This is a genomic window from Lutibacter sp. B1 (genome assembly GCF_012524075.1).
Lineage (GTDB): Bacteria > Bacteroidota > Bacteroidia > Flavobacteriales > Flavobacteriaceae > Lutibacter.
Map to the genome: position 1 here is coordinate 23,865 of NZ_JAAZUI010000002.1, position 18,704 is coordinate 42,568.

The following is an 18,704-nucleotide window of genomic DNA, read 5'->3' on the forward strand; positions in this document are numbered from 1 at the left end:
AATGAAAAAAATATTCTTATTAACTTTATGTATTAATATATTATTGGTTTCTTGTAACAATGATGATGATGGAATAGATCCACCAGAACCAATTGTAAATACAGCACCTAGTATACCGGTTATGATTTACCCTACCAACAATTTGGTATGTATTGAGAATGCTATCAATTTTGAATGGGAATCCTCAACTGATGATGAGGGAAACGTGCCAATCTATGAGGTGCAAATTGCTACCGATATTGATTTTACTCAAGGGTTGAACTCCTTTACTACCATAGCTACCAGTAATCAAATCACATTAGAAAAAGGGCAACTGTACTACTGGAGAATAAGAGCCAAAGACACTAAAGATGCTACAAGTGATTATTCAGAAGTTTTTAATTTTTATACAGAAGGAACTGGTGTTATAAACCATATACCGTTTGCTCCTGTGCTAGTGTATCCAGAATTGAATTCAGAACAAACAGACAATTCCATATTGTTGAAATGGTCTGCCCAAGATGCTGATGGTGATAGTCTTGTTTACGATATTTATTTTGGTAATGATAATACATCTTTAGACAAAATAGCAAGCGATATATCGGAAAGTGAATACAATGCAGATTTAACAATTACTGGAGAATATTTCTGGAAAATAATAGCTAAAGATGGTAATGGAGGCAGAACCGTAGGTCAAATATGGAGTTTTACAAAAAAGTAAATTTAAAACATATAGCTGACTTTATACTTTTGATATTTCACAAGCATTTTATAGTGTCATCAAAAATGCTTTAAGTTACTAACCAAAAATGGTTTAAGAGATTTTTAATTCTAAACAATTAATTTAAAGTATAATTATGAAAAAAAAATTCTTATTAAATATATGTTTTTTAGCTTGTTTTCTTTTTTTATTAATTAGTTATGGCTGTGCTTCTAAAAAGCATATTATCCACAAAATAGATGATTATCATTTAATATGGAGTGATGAATTTAATATTGATGGTATTCCAAATCAAAATAATTGGGATTATGAACTAGGTTTTGTAAGAAATCAAGAAGAACAATGGTATCAAAAAAACAATGCCTTTTGTAAAGATGGAAATCTTATAATTGAAGCAAAAAAAGAGGTTAAAAAAAATCCCGTTTTCACATCATACGATGACAAAAATTGGCGTAAAAACAGAGATTCCATAAAAATCACTTCAAGTTGCTTAATTACCAAAGGAAAACATTCTTGGCAGTACGGACGTTTTGAAATGAGAGCTAAAATACCAACAGGAAAAGGTATGTGGCCTGCATTTTGGACTTTAGGATTAGAAAGTAATTGGCCAGCCAATGGTGAAATTGATATTATGGAATATTATAAAGGGGAAATTTTAGCAAATATCGCTTGGGAGTCAGAAAAAAAATGGACACCAGTCTGGGATTCAGAAACTGTTAAATTAAGTAATTTTAAAGAAGATTGGGCTAATCAATTTCACCTATGGAGAATGGATTGGGATGAAAATTCAATAAAATTATTTGTAGACAATCAATTAATAAATGATGTAGATTTAACAACTACTTATAATGGTACCAATAACAAAAACCCTTTTCATCAGCCTCATTATCTATTAATTAATTTGGCAGTTGGTGGAATGAATGGTGGAGATCTAACAAAAGATAGTTTGCCTGCAGAATTTTTGATTGATTATATAAGAGTATATCAAAAAAAACAGAATTAAAATGAAACCTCTAAAGCCTAAGCAATTATTAAAGTTCCTGATTGGAACTATTCTATTCTCCCTATTATTAATCACCTCTTGTCAAAAACCTCAAACCAAACATACTTTTGAGATTGGTAATGAACATTTTTTATTAGACAGTATTCCTTATCAAATTCGTTGTGGAGAAATGCATTTTACCCGTGTTCCAAAAGAATACTGGAGACACCGAATCCAAATGATAAAATCTTTAGGTATGAATACCGTTTGCGCCTACTTATTTTGGAATTTTCACGAGCGTACACCCGGAGAATATACATGGGAAGGACAAGCAGATATTGCCCAATTTTGCAAAATTGCTCAAGAAGAAGGTATGTGGGTAATTTTACGCCCCGGACCCTATACGTGTGCAGAATGGGAAATGGGAGGTTTACCTTGGTGGCTATTAAAAAACGATAATATAAAACTGCGCACAAAAGATCCTTTATATATAAAAGCTTCTCAAAACTACTTAAATGAAGTTGGTAAAGTTTTAGCTCCTTTGCAAATTACAAATGGAGGTCCCATAATTATGGTACAAGTAGAAAATGAATATGGATTTTATGCTGATGATGCCGAGTATATGGGAATTATAAAAAACGCCATTGTGGATGCAGGCTTTAATGTCCCTCTTTTTTCTTGCAACCCAACATATCACTTAAAAAAAGGGTTTCGTAAAGATCTTTTTCCTGTAGTTAATTTTGGATCCAATCCAGAAGAAGCATTTAAAACATTACGAGAAATTCTTCCGCAAGGGCCACTAATGTGTGGCGAGTTTTATTCGGGCTGGTTTGATACTTGGGGTACACCTCATAACTCTGGTAATATAGATCAATATTTAAAAGATATGGAATATATGCTCCAAAATGATGCTTCCTTTAGTATTTATATGGCACACGGAGGAACAACATTCGGCTTTTGGGCAGGTGCAGACAGACCTTTTAAATCAGATGTTTCAAGTTATGACTATGGTGCTCCTGTAAGTGAAGCCGGTTGGATTACAGAAAAGTTTACCAAAACAAGAGAGCTAATATCTAAAAACTTAATGCCCGGAGAATCTGAGCTACCGGAACCTCCTAAAGCAAATCCAACAATTACATTCCCATCTGTAAAATTAACCAATTTTGCTCCTCTTTTTAATAATCTTCCAACACCAATTGTAACAAACAATCCTAAAACAATGGAATATTACGATCAGGCAAGAGGAACTATTTTATATAGAACAACATTAGAAGCCGGAGACGAAAGCTTATTAAAAGTAGAGGCAGTACATGATTTTGCTTGGGTTTTTGTTGATGGCAAAAAAATAGGTGTAATGGATAGGAGAAAACGAAATTTTGAGATTTTAATTCCAAAAAGAGATAAGAAAACTACCATTGATATATTAGTACACGCTATGGGAAGGATAAACTTTGGACCAGAAATACATGACAGAAAAGGTCTGATTGCTCCTATTCAATTTTTAGTCAAAAACAAAACATCGCTTCAACCTAAAGAATGGCAAATTTTTAACATTGCCTATGAAGATGAAATGTTGGAAAATTTAAAATATGAAAGCACAAATACTACCAAAACCAGTCCCGGTATTTGGAATGGTGAAATAACACTCGATAAAATTGGAGATATTTTTCTTGATGTTAGTACCTGGGGAAAAGGTGTTGTATGGATTAATGGACATTGCCTTGGACGTTATTGGAATATTGGCCCTACACAAACGATGTATGTTCCCGGACCTTGGTTAAAAAAAGGTAAAAACGAAGTATTTATATTAGATTTAATTGGACCTGAAGATACTGTTTTAAAAGGTTTAGACAAACCAATATTGAATGATTTACAGCCTAACAAAGATTTTTCGAAGGCTATTCGCCCTATAGTAAAATTAAATATAGATAAACTTACACCAACCCATAAAGGACAATTTTTAAATGAAGACAAAATGCAAACCATTCAATTTTCAAAAATAACAAAAGGACGCTTCTTTTGTATAGAAGCACTTAGTTCTTTTGATAAACAACCTTTAGCCGCTATAGCAGAAATGGATATTTACAATGCAGAAAACAAACCTATCAGCCATCAAAATTGGACTGTAGCATATGTAAGCAGTGAAGAGCTTTTTAAAGAAAATGGTAGTGCTGAAAATGCAATTGACGGACAAACATTTAATTATTGGCAATCTAAATGGAGTAGCAACAAAGCTGATTATCCTCATTATTTTATAATTGATTTAGGAAAAAATGAAGATATTTCAAGCTTTAGATATGTACCTAAATCTGGCAATACCAGTGCTGGAAAAATAAAAGATTATCAAATTTTTATTGGTAATGATATTATAAAAAAACCTTACTAAAATACTATTAAAATGAAAAAACAAACTTCAATTAGACTATTATTATATACATTATGTGTCTGCATTCTTTTTGTAAACTGTAACACAAAAAAAGAAACAAAAAAAGTAAATGCATCTTTTATTTCTGGTGAAAAATGGATGGATACAGACAGTCTACATATAAACGCTCATGGTGGAGGAATTATGTTTTATAATAATACATACTACTGGTTTGGAGAACACAAAGTATCAGGTAGAGAAGGCAATACTGCTTTATTTGGTGTAAGATGTTATTCTTCAACAGACCTTTACAATTGGAAAAATGAAGGAATAGCTTTAAAAGTTGTAGAAGATTCTATTTCTGAAATCACAAAAGGATGTGTTATAGAACGTCCCAAAGTAGTATTTAATGAAAAAACAAAGAAATTTGTTATGTGGTTTCATTTAGAACTAAAAGGACAAGGTTATAACGCAGCCAGAACAGGTGTTGCTATAAGCGATTCACCTACAGGCCCTTTTGAATATCTAAAATCATATCGCCCTAATGTAGGAGTTTGGCCGATGAATTTTAAAGAAGAATGGAAAAAAACATCTGAAAAAGATACTATTTCTAATAAATGGTGGACTAAAGAATGGTATAAAAGTGTAGAAGAAGGTGCTTTTGTTAAAAGAGATTTTGAAAAAGGACAAATGGCTAGAGATATGACTATTTTTGTTGATGATGACGGAAAAGCTTACCACATCCACGCTTCAGAAGAAAATCTTACGCTCCATATTTCAGAACTAACCGATGATTATTTAGATTTTACAGATAAATGGATAACTGTTGCCCCAGCAGGACATAATGAAGCCCCTGCTATTTTTAAACAAGATAGTGTTTACTATATGATTACCTCAGGATGTACAGGATGGGATCCAAATGCTGCACGTTCTTTTAAATCATCCTCTATTTGGGGGCCTTGGGAATCTTTAGGAAACCCATGCATAGGCAAGGATGCCGATTTAACATTTAATTCACAAAGCACATATATTTTACCGGTACAAGGAAAAAAAGATGCTTTTATATTTATGGCAGACCGTTGGAAACCAAAAAACCCTATAGATGGAAGGTATATTTGGCTGCCTATTAAAGTTATTGATGGAAAACCTATTTTAAAATGGCACGACAAATGGGATTTAACTTTCTTTGATAAATGATTTTTTTTAATATGAAGAAACAAAAAAAATCTCTTTTTAAACTTTTGGCAGTTTATTTTTTAACAATAAGTTTATTTGGATGTAAAACAAAATCTGATATTGTAAATGAATATGATTCCTATTTATTTACCTATTTTGTAGGAAATGGGCCGGGAGAAGAATCAATTCATTATGCATTAAGTAACGATGGATTTAATTATTATGCCTTAAATAACAATGAGCCAATTATTAATTCGAAAGAGATAAGTACATCTGGAGGAGTTCGTGATCCACATATTTTAAGAGGACAAGATGGTAAAACATTTTATATGGTAGTAACAGACCTTTATGTTCCAAAAGATGGTTGGTCTAATTATGCCATGATTTTAATGAAATCTACAGATTTAATTAATTGGTCATCTACTAAAATAAACGTTCCAAATACTTTTCCTAAGGAATTTGGAAAAGTACACCGCGTTTGGGCTCCACAAACAATTTACGATTCCCAAAGCAAAAAATATATGGTGTACTGGTCTATGAAAACAGGTGACGAACCTGATAAAATATATTATGCATATGCTAATAAAGATTTTACTGCTTTAGAAACAACTCCAAAACAATTATTTTATAGCCCTACCAACAGTGCTTGTATAGATGGAGATATTATTTATAATAATGGAAAATATCATCTTTTTTTTAAAAATGAAGATGAAAATAAAAAAGGCATTATGAAAGCTGTTTCTGATAAATTAACAGAAGGCTATGTACAAGTTGATGGATACATGGATCAAACCGATGAAGCTGTTGAAGGCTCCGGTATTTTTAAAATAATAGATTCGGACACCTATATTTTGATGTACGATATGTATATGAAAGGAAAATATCAATTTACAAAAAGCACCGATTTATTAAACTTTTCAGTAGTTGATGATGAAATTTCAATGAATTTTCATCCGAGACATGGAACCGTAATCCCAATAACAAAAAAAGAAACCGAGGCTCTTATTAAAAAATGGGGAACTATTAATAAAAATGTATTCCTATCGTTCAATTCAGAAGAAATTAAAAAAAATAATGTAATCATAGATGATGAAAACAAAACCATCTATATTCCTGCAAAACAAGGAACTGATATCACTAATTTCAATCCTAATTTTAAATTGTTTTCTGGGGTTACCTCCTCTCCTACAACACCCCAAAACTTTTCTAAAGAAAGTGTAAATTACACCTTTACAATCAAAAATAAAGAAACCAAAACATATCAAGTAACCGTTAATATAGATCATAATCCTGTTTTAGATGGTTATTATGCAGACCCTGAAATAATATTTTCAAATAAAACGAAAAAATATTATTTATATCCAACTACCGATGGATTTACTAATTGGTCTGGAACTTATTTTAAAACATTTTCATCAACAGATTTGGTAAATTGGAATGATGAAGGTACTATTTTAGATTTAAAAAAAGATGTTAAATGGGCAAATCGTAATGCTTGGGCTCCAACAATAACTGAAAAAAAAGTAAATGAGACTTATAAGTATTTCTATTATTTTACTGCTGCACAAAAAATTGGAGTTGCAGTTTCAGATAATCCAACAGGACCTTTTGTAGATTCCGGTAAACCATTAATTTCAAAAAAGCCTAAGGGTGTAATTGGCGGACAAGAAATAGATCCTGATGTATTTACAGATCCTGTTACAAACAAAAGTTATTTATACTGGGGAAATGGATATTTAGCTTGCGCTGAATTAAATGATGATATGATTTCAATAAAAGAAAATACTATAAAAGTAATGACTCCTGACGCTACTTTTAGAGAAGGTACTGAAGTATTTTATAGAAACGGAAAGTACTATTTTTTATGGTCTGAAAATGATACACGAAGTCCAAATTATCAAGTACGATATGCTACCTCAAGTTCTCCAACAGGGAAATTAACAATTCCTAAAAATAACTTAATTTTATCTAAAAACCCTGAACTAGGTATTTATGGAACAGGACACAATAGTGTAATTCAAATTTTAAATAGTGATGAATGGTACATTGTATATCATCGTTTTAACAGACCAAACGGAATTAACAAGGGTGATTCAGCCGGATATCATAGAGAAGTTTGTATTGATGTATTGGAATTTAATATTGATAACAGTATAAAACCTGTGAAACCAACATTAAAAGGGATTAAAACTGAAATATCAAATTAAAATAGTTGTCTAAAATTATCATTATGAAAACAATAAGTTCATTAATTTTATCAATACTGTTACTTTCTCCAGTATTTTCACAACAAGAAATCCCTCAAAAAATAGCGAACAACAATATCTTTAACATTGTAAATCCTGACTATGAATTAAGTCCTTATACCGGTATGACTAAACAGCATTGGAGAGATGCTGCTCTTTATTTATTAGAAGGTGCTTTTAGTTATATTAATACTCTTGACGATCCTATGAAATTCCCTAAACAACCGGGGAAAAGTTATCCTACCAGTGAAAGTCAAGTTCCTACCGAAAAATTAGAAGGACTCTGTAGAACGTTGTTTATTGCATCTCCTCTTTTAAAAGAAAATCCTAGTTTGGTTGTCAACAATATAAAAGTTGCCGATTATTATAGATATCAAATTGTTAAATTAATTGACCCAAATAGTGAATCTTATATTGTACCACGACCAAAAAACGCAGGTCCGAGTCAAAATTTAGTAGAATTTGGTGCTTTAGCACTCTCACTACTAACCAACTCAAAAATACTATGGGATCCATTGTCACAATCACAAAAAGATGCTTTGGCAAAAACAATGTTAAGTTATGGAGATGGTCCTACTGTGGATTCTAACTGGAAATTTTTTAACATTTTTGTATTGAGTTTTTTTAAAGATCAAGGATATCCTGTTAATGAAAAATTACTGGAAGAATATTTACAAAAATCATTAGAGCATTACAGAGGAGATGGATGGTATAACGACGCTCCAGCTTATGATTATTACAGTATGTGGGCTTTTCAAATGTATGGTATGATATGGTCAGAGTATTTTGGAAAAGAATATTATCCGGAATATGCCACAAAATTTAAAAAGAATTTTAAAGATTTAAAACACAATTACCCATACATGTTCAGCAAAAATGGAGAAATGATTATGTGGGGACGTAGTATTAGTTATAGAATTGGTGCAATAATTCCTTTTCCTCTTATGGGATTTGAAAATGATACAGACACAAATTATGGATGGATGAGACGAATTTCATCAGGTGTACTCAAACAATTTTTACAACATCCTGATTTTATGAAAGACAATGTGCCAACTTTAGGGTTTTACGGTGCTTTTGAACCTGCGGTACAAATTTATAGTTGTAGAGGTAGTGTTTATTGGATGGGTAAAGCATTTTTAGGCTTACTGGTTCCGGATGATAATCCTTTTTGGACTGCTACAGAAAATAAAGGTGCTTGGGACAAAGAATTTGAAAAAGACGAAGTATATACTAAATTTCAAAAAGGATCTGAAATTTTAATTACAGATTATCCAAATATTGGAGCTTCAGAAATAAGAGCATGGTGTCATGAAAAAGTAAAAGATGACTGGCAAAAATTCAGATCAACTGAAAACTATAATAGATTATCATACAATAGTGCTTTTCTTTGGCAAGCTGATGGTGCTAATGGTGAAGTTGCAATGAACTATGTGTTAAAAAACAAAAAACAAGAATGGGAGGCATTAAGATTATATACTTTTAAAAAATTTGAAGATGGTATCTATTACCGTAATGTGGTTCTTGAAACCAATGAAAACATTAAATTAAACCTTGCTGATATTCCTTTAGCAAATGGTATTTTAAGAGTTGACAAAAATATAAGTACAGAAGTAATTCCAATGCGATTAGGACATTATGCTTTACCAAAATTGGATGGAGAAATTAAAACTACTATCACAAAAGTAAAAGGATATGAAGTTACAATTATCGACAACGGAAAATATCAATTGGCAATGGTACCTCTTTTAGGTTGGACTAAAACAGAAGTTGTTAAAAGTAAAGGTTTAAATCCATCAAGTGAAGAAAGTTCTGTAATAAATGTGAGTGCTAATTTTAACCCTAACTTAGAAAATAACATATATGCTACACTAATGTTATGGAAAAAATCAGGTGAAAAATGGAGTAAAAAAGAGCTATTACCTATCAAAAAAATGAACTATTCAAAAGAAACAAATAGTGTAACTGTTACAATGATAAATGGAGATACTAAAGTTGTAAAATATGATTAAAAACACTACTCAAGAAGATATAAACAATGAGAAATTACATATTATACCAGAAAATAAAAACAGAATTAAAAAAATAGAAATTAATTAATCAACTGATTAACAAAACTTAAAATCATCTTCAATTTGCATTATTATATTTAATTTTTTTTAGTATCTAAATTCTATCTTTTCAATAAAACTATTATACAAGTTTCTTGTAAAATTTTAAATAAATTAGATAAAAGATCTGTGCTTAATTATACTAATAAAAATTAAAAAATATTTAAAACAATAATAGTTGAATAATTAAATTATAGTATTTTTGTAAGTGTCTTTAAAACACTTAATTATGAAAAATCTACTCTATATTAGTATAATATTTATATTAATTAATTCATGTAAAAAAGAAAATCAAAATTATACTTTTGAAAACATTGAAAAAACAATTAAGGTTGAGTTCAATTTAAATAGCCTTAAAACACCTTATTATAAAGTAATTTATAACAATAAAATAGTTTTAGATTCATCACAATTAGGAATCATTAGAGAAGATGCAAATTTTTATTCTAATTTAAAAATTATAAATATTTCTGAACCCAAATTAATCAAAGATTCATATTCAATACTTCAAGGAAAGCAAAAAGATATTACATATTCAGCAAACCAATATACTGTTCATTTAGAAAATGAAGGTGGAAATCTAATAGATATTATTTTTCAATTATCAAATGATGGAATTGCTCTAAGATACTATTTTCCTGAATCAACTTCTGAAATAAAAAAAATAGTTGAAGAAAAAACAACGTATAGTTTTGATATAAATACAAAAGCCTGGTTACAACCCATGTCTAAAGCAAAAACTGGCTGGGAAAGCACAAACCCTTCTTATGAAGAACATTATTCAATGAATGTTCCTGTAAGTGCTAAATCTCCAATTGGAGAAGGTTGGGTATATCCTGCTTTATTTAACACAAATGATATCTGGGTTTTAATTACTGAAACTGGTTTACAAGAAAATTACTGTGGTAGTAGATTAATGTACAATGAATCTGTTAATTCATTACAAGTAACATTTCCTCAGAAAGAAGAAATTTTTCCAAACGGAGCTTTAAATCCACAATCTGAATTGCCTTGGTATACCCCTTGGAGAATTATTACAATTGGAAGTTTAAATACCATTACAGAAAGTACTTTAGGAACAGATTTAGCTGATAAAGCTATTGATATGGATACTTCATTTATTAAAAGTGGTTTAAGTTCTTGGAGCTGGGTTTTATTAAAAGATGAATTTACCAACTATGAGACATCTTTAAAATTTATTGATTATGCTTCGCAAATGAACTGGCCTTACTGTTTAATTGATGCCGATTGGGATACTAGAATAGGTGATAATAAAATAAAAGAATTAGCTAAATATGCAACCACTAAAAACGTAAAATTATTACTTTGGTATAATTCTTCCGGATCCTGGAACACGACTCCATACCACCCAAAAAGTAAATTATTAACACATAACGATAGAGTTGCTGAGTTTACAAAACTCAACAACATGGGTATTGCTGGTATAAAAGTTGATTTTTTTGGAGGAGATGGTCAATCAATGATTGCTTACTATCATAATATTTTAAAAGATGCTGCAAAACAAAAATTATTAGTTAATTTTCATGGAGCAACTTTACCAAGAGGTTGGCAACGAACGTATCCTAATTTAATGACTACTGAAGCTATTAAAGGAGAAGAATTTATCACTTTCAGCCAAGAAACTGCAGATTTACAACCGAGCCATTGTGCAATGTTACCATTTACAAGAAATGTATTTGATCCTATGGATTTTACTCCAATGGTTTTAGATTCAATTCCAAATATACATCGAAGAACTACACCTTCTTTTGAGTTGGCGCTACCCGTATTATTTTTATCTGGTATCCAACATATTGCCGAAATTCCTGAAGGTATGGCCAAACAGCCTGAATATGTAATAAACTATTTAAAAGATATACCAACTAATTGGGATGAATCAAAATTCATCAATGGTTTTCCTGGAAAAGATGTAATTATAGCCAGAAGAAAAGGAGATACTTGGTATATAGTGGGTATAAATGGAGAAAATATTGATAAAGAATTTGAAATTGATTTATCATTTATTTCAAAAAACCATGGTTATATTATTACTGATGAAGATCAATTGGGGTTTAAAAAAGACTCTATTTCTTTAACTGATAAATCTATATTAACAGTTAAATTTATACCTTATGGTGGATTTATTATAAAAATATAATAAATACTCTTTCAAATAAAAAAGAGGGATGATTAACTCCCTCTTTTTATTAACAAAATTCAAAAAAAATTATTTTCCATTAAAGAAAATCATAACTCCAATTACGACTAAAACAATTAATACAGAAGCAACAACATCTATCCAACCATAACTACTTTTATTATTCGCTTTTTCTTCTTCTGTTATTGTATTAAATGTTAAGTTTTCAACTTTCTCTTCTGTCGGAGCTTTAGTTAATAAACTAACAACAACTATTAAAATAATACAAAATAAGAAAAACCATGCTCCAAAAGAAAGGAAGTTCATATCACCTAACCTAAATAATAAACTATTCGTATTTAAAGACCCTTTAACCAATTCAAGTACAATTCTTAAAGCTGCGACAATAAAACCAGCTACTAATGTTACGTAAGCTCCTTGTGCATTAATACGTTTATGAAATATTCCTAACAAGAAAACAGCAGTAATTGGAGGAGCAATATATGATTGTACTTTTTGTAAATATTCATATAAAACACCCGATATATTGGCCATAATCGGAATCCATAAAATACCAATTATCACCACAATAACAGTTGCAATTTTGCCGGTTCTAACCAATTTCTTTTCAGGAGTTTTTGGTTTTAATTTCTTATAAATATCAACTGTAAATAAAGTAGAAACAGAATTAAATACGGAAGCTAAAGAACTCATTAATGCTGCCAATAAGCCTGCGGCTACTAAACCACGTAAACCCGAAGGTAATAAGTTACTCATTAAAACAGGAAATGCCTGATCAGGAGTATCATATTGTAATTCACCTCGCATTTTTAAGGTAAGTGCGATTACACCCGGAATTAAAAATAAGAATACCGGAAGTAATTTTAATAAAGCTCCAAAAATAGTACCTCTTCTACCCTCTTTAATATTTTTTGCCGTTAATGTACGCTGTACAATGTATTGATCTGTGCACCAATACCAAACACCAACTATGGTACTTGTAATAAATAAAGCCGGCCAAGGAAAATCAGGATCTGAAGCTGAACGCCACATATTTAAATATTCGGGAGTTACTGTTTCTTTCATACTTTCCCACCCTCCAACGTGATGTAAACCTATAAAAGTCAATGCCCCTGCCCCTAAAACTAATATGATTGCTTGTAAAGTTTCGGTATAAACTACAGCTCTCATACCTCCTAAAACTGTATAAATTCCTGTTAAAATAACTGTCGCAATTGCTCCTGTCCAAAAATCTATACCTAATAATGCGGATACTACTATACCTCCTGCATAAATTGTTACTGAAATTTTAGTGAGCACATAAGCTATAATAGAAAATACTGAAAGTATCCAACGAGATCTGGAATCAAACCTTTTTTCAAGAAATTCGGGCATTGTAAATACTCCACTTCGAGCGTAAAAGGGCAAAAATACCCAACCCAAAAGGAGTACAACCCATGCTTGTATTTCATAAATAAGCATTGGCAATTTATTCCCTGCTCCGGCTCCTGCCAATCCAACCACGTGCTCAGAACCTATATTTGAAGCAAAAATTGATGCTCCAACTACAAACCATCCAACATTTCTTCCTGCTAAAAAATAATCTTCAGTATTCGCCTGTTTTTTTCTTACTACCCAAATAACAATCCCTATTAATACCAAGAAATAAATCCCTATGGATACCCAATCTAACGTGTCTAATGTTTTCATACTATTACTTTACAGAAAATTTAAATGATGTTTTTGAACTATATTTTTCTCCTGGTTTTAATATTACTGAAGGAAAATCTTTTTGATTTGGAGAATCAGGATAATGTTGAGTTTCTAAACATAAACCAGATCTGTAAACGGTTACACCTCCTCCTTTTTTAGGAAATGTGCTATTTAAAAAGTTTCCGGAATAAAACTGTATCCCAGGTTCATCCGAAAAAATTTCAAGCAATCGTCCGCTTTCTTGATGATAAACTGTTGCTGCTAACCTAACTCCTTTATTTGGATTATTTAAAACCCAACAATGGTCGTAACCACCACCTCTTTTTAATTGTATATCTTCTAATTCAATATCTTTTCCTATAACTTTTCCTTCCCTAAAATCAAAAGGCGTATTAGTTACATCTTTAAGTTCTCCTGTTGGAATAAGCGTTTCATCTACCGGAATAAATTTATCGGCATTAATTGTAATTTCGTTATCTAAGATTGTTTTTGTAAAATCTCCTGATAAATTAAAATAAGAATGTTGTGTAAGATTTATGATTGTTTTTTTATCTGTTGTTGTCTCGTAAGCTACGTCTAAAATGTTATCATTGGTTAAAGTATAGGTTACATCTACATTTAAATTTCCAGGATACCCTTCTTCCATATCTTTACTCATATATGAAAGTTTTAAGGAAGCAATACTATCTCCGAGTACTTCAGTAGCATTCCAAACTACTTTATCAAAACCTTTTACACCTCCGTGTAAATGATTTGGTCCATCGTTAGTTGCTAATTTATATTCAACACCGTCTAACGTAAATTTACCTTTGGCAATCCGATTACCGTATCTACCGATTAACGCTCCAAAATAAGGGTTGTTTTTAGTGTATTGAGCTAATGAGTCAAATCCTAAAACAACATCTTCTGATATGTTATTTTTATTGGGAACTTTTAATGAAGTAATAATACCTCCATAGGTCATTATCTTAATTTCAATTCCTTTTTGATTTTTAAGCGTGTACAAATCAACATTTTCCCCTTCCGGAGTAGTTCCAAAAGCTTCTTTTGAAATAGTTACAGTTGCTTTTTCTTCAGGTATAATTACGGCTTCTCCCTTCTTTTTTTCGCTTTTACATTGAATATTTAGGCAAACTAAACCGATTATGGCAAAACCATAAAAAAATCGTTTAAATACTTTCATAATTATTATTTTAATAGTTGGTTACATCCTATGCTGAAATAAATGATAATAAGCTTCATTAGAATTGATTTTATCTTTAAAATCTCTTATGGTTGTTTTATCATCAATAACCAATAACTCAATTCCTGAGATATCAGCAAAATCTTCCATAAATTCAGTTGTTAACGCTTGGCTATATACTGTATGATGCGCTCCTCCTGCCAATATCCAAGAAGTTATTGCCACTTCTAAGTTTGGTTTACAATCCCACAAAACTCGTGCAACAGGTAATTTTGGTAACTCTTCCATTGGTTTTACTGCCTCCACCTCATTTACAATCAATCTAAATCTATTGCCCATATCCACTAAAGAAACATTAATAGCATCCCCTGCCGACGAATTAAATACCAAACGTACAGGATCTTCTTTCCCACCAATTCCCAAAGGATGAATTTCACAAGATGGCTTAGCATCAGCAATTGACGGGCAAATTTCAAGCATATGAGACCCTAATACATACGATTTTTCAGGTGTAAAATGATACGTATAATCTTCCATAAAAGAAGTTCCTCCTTCAAGTCCATACGTCATCACTTTCATAGCACGTAACATTGCTGCAGTTTTCCAATCTCCTTCTGCACCAAAACCATAACCATCAGACATTAAACGTTGAACAGCAATACCAGGCAATTGTTTTAACACTCCTAAATTTTCAAATGTATCTGTAAAGGCTTTAAATCCACCTCCATCTAAAAAAGCACGTAATCCTAATTCTATTTTAGCGGCTTCAACTAAAGATTCTCTTTGAGCTCCTCCTTTTTTTAAAGAATCCATTAAATTATAAGAAGTTTCATACTCGTTTAATAAATTAGATATATCCTTTTCAGAAACTTTATTCATATTCTTAATAATGTCTGAAGTATCAAACCCGTTTACCGAAAATCCAAAACGCATTTGAGCTTCCACTTTATCACCTTCTGTAACAGCAACTTCACGCATATTATCACCAATTCTTGCAACCTTTAAGTTTTGAAGTTCATCCCAACCAAGCACCACTCTTGTCCAAATTCCTAACTTCTTTTGAACACGCTCTTCTTCCCAATGTCCTACAACTATTTTGCGTTTTTTACGCATCCGCGACATCATAAAACCAAATTCTCTATCTCCGTGAGCAGATTGATTTAAGTTCATAAAGTCCATATCCATAGAATCCCAAGGAATTTTGGCATTAAATTGTGTATGTAAATGACAAATTGGTTTATTTAATTTACTCAAACCAGAAATCCACATTTTAGCCGGAGAAAAAGTATGCATCCATACTACAACACCAACACATTTTTTATCTGTATTAGCTTCTAAACAAACATCAGTTATTTGATTAGGAGTTGTTACTAATGCTTTATAAACAATTTTTACAGGTATGTGTGGAGAGTCATTTAACCCTTTTACAATTTTTTCTGAATTTTCTATTATTTGTTTAAATATTTCATCACCATATAAATGCTGACTTCCAGTAACAAACCAAACTTTCTTTTTAGATATATCAATCATGAATTTTAATTTTTTATTATTTTTTATTGACCGTAATAGGCATTTTTACCGTGCTTACGATCGTAATGTTTTTTTATTAATGAATCTTTTAATCGCGATGCATTTGGGTTTATTTGTAATGTTAAATAAGCCATCTCCGCAATCACTTCTAATACTTTACTGTTATAGACTGCTTTTGCTGCATCTTTTCCCCAAGTAAAAGGACCGTGATTTCCAATCAAAATCATTTCAACTTCTTTATAAGAAAGTCCTTTTTCTTTAAAACAATCCAAGATTTGAATCCCTGTATTATGCTCATAATTTCCTTTGATAAGCTCATCACTCATTGGCGGTGCACAGGGAATATCTACTGTTAAGTGATCTGCATGTGTAGTTCCAAAAATTGGAATATCTAATTGTGATTGTGCCCAAGAAACGGAATACGTTGCATGTGTATGCGCTACTCCGCCTATATCTCCCCATTTTTTATACAAATACGCATGTGTTTTTGTATCTGATGATGGACGCATTGTACCATCAATAATGGTATTATCATAATCTAAAATAACCATATCTTCAGGCTTTAAAAGTTCATAAGGAACACCACTTGGTTTAATCGCAAAAACACCTTTATCTCTATCCACAGCACTCACATTTCCAAAAGTATATACCACAAGGTTTAACGCATTTAACTGCATATTGGCCTCATAACATTCTCTTTTCAACTCTTTATAAATAGAACTCATAATCACAATTATTTTTTTGTTATTTCTTCTACAAATACACTTAAATCTGTGTAAGATTTCATTAGATTTTCATACTCAGAAACTTTTTCTTCTTCCGGAAAATATTCCGCTTCAAAATCACTTCCCATTTTTTTACTTGCCTCAATTACATTGCTATAAATACCTGCTGCAACGGCGGCATAAATGGCAGCTCCTAAAGCTGGAGCTTGATCTGATGCAGCTACTTTAATAGGCATATTTAGAACATTAGCCAGCGTCTGCATGATAAAAGTAGATTTTCTAGCCACTCCTCCAATTCCTATGACGCTGCTAATTTTAACACCTTCTTCTTCAAATCTATCAACAATTTTTTTAGAACCAAAGCAAATTGCATTTACCAAAGCTTTAAAAATATGAGGTGCTTTTGTTCCTAGTGATAAATTTGACATCGCACTTTTTAACTCTTGATTTGCATCTGGAGTTCTTCTACCGTTAATCCAATCTAGTGCTATTGGAATACTTTCTGATAGTGGAATTTTTTCAGCATCTTCAGTTAACCTTTTAATAAAATTAGCTGTTATTTCTTCTTGTAATTGTTCTTTTTGTTGTTTAGTAAGTATCTCCGATGTTAAAACTAAATTATCAATAGGCCAAGAAAGTACATCTTTAAACCAAGCTAATAAATCTCCAAATGCAGATTGACCGGCTTCTAAACCTATATAACCAGGTATTACAGAGCCATCAACTTGACCACAAATACCTTTTACGGTTTTAGTACCAACTATATTTTTAGAGGCTACCATAATATCACACGTTGAAGTTCCCATAACACGAACCAAAGCTTGTTCGTCTATTTTAGCTCCAATTGCTCCAGCATGCGCATCAAAAGTTCCTACAGCAATTATAGTATCTGTTGTTAAGCCTAACTTAATAGCCCATTCTTTATTTAAATTTCCTGCAATTACATCAGAAGTATAGGTTTCATCATATAAATGACCTCTAAGCGCCGCTAAATATGGATGTAATTTGTTTAAAAATGTTTTTGGAGGTAGTCCATCCCAATCTTTGTGCCACATTGCCTTATGTCCTGCTGCACATCTGCTTCTTTTAAATGATTTTAAATCTTTCGTATCAACCAACAAATATGTCATTAAATCACAATGTTCCATCCAAGTATACGCTGTATTTCTAACTGCTTCATCTTCTCTAATCACATGCAATATTTTTGCCCAAAACCATTCCGAAGAATAAATACCTCCTTCATATTTTGTAAAATCCTCTCCTCCCCAAGTTGTAGCGAGTTCATTTATTTCATTAGCTTCATTAATTGCTGTATGATCTTTCCACAACACCATCATAGCATTTGGATTTTCTTCAAATCCTTTCACCAACGCCAATGGAGTTCCATCTTTTGCAACTGGAACCGGTGAAGATCCTGTAGTATCAATACAAATTCCTTTTATGGATGAAGGACTTATGTTTCCTTCTTTTACAACTGATTTTATAGTATTTTCCAATCCTTCTATATGATCTAAAGGATGTTGTCGAAATTGATTTATAGCCGGATTACAGTACTTATTATTTTTCCAACATTGATACCAATGTATACTCGAGGCTAATTCTTCTCCATTATCTGTATCTATTAACACTGCTCTTACAGAATCTGAACCATAATCTAAACCTATAACATAATTTTTCATTTCAAAATTCTTATTAAATTTTACATAAAGATAAACATTTATTTCATAAGTGTTAAAAAAACACTTATATAAATTTTACATTTATTTATACTATTTTATCAAAAATCAACTACTTAGGTATTTAAAACTTTCTAAAACCGTTATTTGTAAACTTCTA

General features: G+C 31.3%; 12 protein-coding genes. 7 read left to right on the plus strand and 5 right to left on the minus strand.

The annotated features are described in order from the left end of the window. Position 1: 1 nt before the first annotated feature. From HGB55_RS01620 to HGB55_RS01650, 7 genes are all read left to right on the plus strand, one after another. The gene (locus HGB55_RS01620) at positions 2 to 700 is read left to right on the plus strand and encodes a hypothetical protein (protein ID WP_168814018.1); all 699 of its coding nucleotides are present in this window, start codon (positions 2 to 4) and stop codon (positions 698 to 700) included. 136 nt (positions 701 to 836) lie between these two features. Further along, on the plus strand, positions 837 to 1,703 hold the full coding sequence (locus HGB55_RS01625) for a family 16 glycosylhydrolase (protein ID WP_168814020.1): 867 nt from the start codon (positions 837 to 839) through the stop codon (positions 1,701 to 1,703). A gap of 1 nt (position 1,704) precedes the next feature. Then, a complete protein-coding gene (locus HGB55_RS01630) occupies positions 1,705 to 4,068 on the plus strand; it encodes a beta-galactosidase (protein ID WP_168814022.1) in 2,364 nt (787 codons plus the stop codon). Positions 4,069 to 4,080: 12 nt separating this feature from the next. Continuing rightward, positions 4,081 to 5,244, plus strand: a complete 1,164-nt coding sequence (locus HGB55_RS01635; RefSeq protein WP_168814024.1) for a glycoside hydrolase family 43 protein — start codon at positions 4,081 to 4,083, stop codon at positions 5,242 to 5,244. 11 nt (positions 5,245 to 5,255) lie between these two features. Then, positions 5,256 to 7,430, plus strand: coding sequence for a family 43 glycosylhydrolase (locus tag HGB55_RS01640; protein WP_168814026.1), 2,175 nt, complete (start codon positions 5,256 to 5,258; stop codon positions 7,428 to 7,430). Positions 7,431 to 7,453: 23 nt separating this feature from the next. Beyond that, complete coding sequence (locus HGB55_RS01645) at positions 7,454 to 9,481, plus strand: DUF2264 domain-containing protein (RefSeq protein WP_168814028.1); 2,028 nt, start codon at positions 7,454 to 7,456, stop codon at positions 9,479 to 9,481. A gap of 328 nt (positions 9,482 to 9,809) precedes the next feature. After that, complete coding sequence (locus HGB55_RS01650; protein ID WP_168814030.1) at positions 9,810 to 11,738, plus strand: glycoside hydrolase family 97 protein; 1,929 nt, start codon at positions 9,810 to 9,812, stop codon at positions 11,736 to 11,738. 69 nt (positions 11,739 to 11,807) lie between these two features. On the opposite strand, the gene HGB55_RS01655 is transcribed toward HGB55_RS01650, so the two are convergent. From HGB55_RS01655 to HGB55_RS01675, 5 genes are read right to left on the minus strand one after another with little or no spacing between them, the layout of a single operon-like run. Further along, positions 11,808 to 13,427 (minus strand): sodium:solute symporter, encoded by a 1,620-nt coding sequence (locus HGB55_RS01655; RefSeq protein ID WP_168814032.1) that lies wholly within the window; start codon positions 13,425 to 13,427, stop codon positions 11,808 to 11,810. A gap of 4 nt (positions 13,428 to 13,431) precedes the next feature. Beyond that, complete coding sequence (locus tag HGB55_RS01660; protein WP_168814034.1) at positions 13,432 to 14,613, minus strand: aldose epimerase family protein; 1,182 nt, start codon at positions 14,611 to 14,613, stop codon at positions 13,432 to 13,434. A gap of 21 nt (positions 14,614 to 14,634) precedes the next feature. Next, the gene (gene araA / locus HGB55_RS01665) at positions 14,635 to 16,143 is read right to left on the minus strand and encodes an L-arabinose isomerase (RefSeq protein WP_168814036.1); all 1,509 of its coding nucleotides are present in this window, start codon (positions 16,141 to 16,143) and stop codon (positions 14,635 to 14,637) included. A 23-nt stretch (positions 16,144 to 16,166) separates the two neighbouring features. After that, on the minus strand, positions 16,167 to 16,868 hold the full coding sequence (locus tag HGB55_RS01670) for an L-ribulose-5-phosphate 4-epimerase (protein ID WP_168814038.1): 702 nt from the start codon (positions 16,866 to 16,868) through the stop codon (positions 16,167 to 16,169). Positions 16,869 to 16,876: 8 nt separating this feature from the next. Next, positions 16,877 to 18,547, minus strand: coding sequence for a ribulokinase (locus HGB55_RS01675; protein WP_168814040.1), 1,671 nt, complete (start codon positions 18,545 to 18,547; stop codon positions 16,877 to 16,879). Between the last annotated feature and the right edge of the window lie 157 nt (positions 18,548 to 18,704).

Excerpts from the sequence above, each read along its gene's own strand:
- HGB55_RS01625 (WP_168814020.1), top strand. The coding sequence starts at position 837 with ATGAAAAAAAAATTCTTATTAAATATATGTTTTTTAGCTTGTTTTCTT.
- HGB55_RS01655 (WP_168814032.1), bottom strand. The coding sequence starts at position 13,427 with ATGAAAACATTAGACACGTTAGATTGGGTATCCATAGGGATTTATTTC.
- HGB55_RS01635 (WP_168814024.1), top strand. The coding sequence starts at position 4,081 with ATGAAAAAACAAACTTCAATTAGACTATTATTATATACATTATGTGTC.
- HGB55_RS01650 (WP_168814030.1), top strand. The coding sequence starts at position 9,810 with ATGAAAAATCTACTCTATATTAGTATAATATTTATATTAATTAATTCA.
- HGB55_RS01660 (WP_168814034.1), bottom strand. The coding sequence starts at position 14,613 with ATGAAAGTATTTAAACGATTTTTTTATGGTTTTGCCATAATCGGTTTA.
- HGB55_RS01670 (WP_168814038.1), bottom strand. The coding sequence starts at position 16,868 with ATGAGTTCTATTTATAAAGAGTTGAAAAGAGAATGTTATGAGGCCAAT.
- HGB55_RS01620 (WP_168814018.1), top strand. The coding sequence starts at position 2 with ATGAAAAAAATATTCTTATTAACTTTATGTATTAATATATTATTGGTT.
- araA (WP_168814036.1), bottom strand. The coding sequence starts at position 16,143 with ATGATTGATATATCTAAAAAGAAAGTTTGGTTTGTTACTGGAAGTCAG.
- HGB55_RS01645 (WP_168814028.1), top strand. The coding sequence starts at position 7,454 with ATGAAAACAATAAGTTCATTAATTTTATCAATACTGTTACTTTCTCCA.
- HGB55_RS01630 (WP_168814022.1), top strand. The coding sequence starts at position 1,705 with ATGAAACCTCTAAAGCCTAAGCAATTATTAAAGTTCCTGATTGGAACT.
- HGB55_RS01640 (WP_168814026.1), top strand. The coding sequence starts at position 5,256 with ATGAAGAAACAAAAAAAATCTCTTTTTAAACTTTTGGCAGTTTATTTT.
- HGB55_RS01675 (WP_168814040.1), bottom strand. The coding sequence starts at position 18,547 with ATGAAAAATTATGTTATAGGTTTAGATTATGGTTCAGATTCTGTAAGA.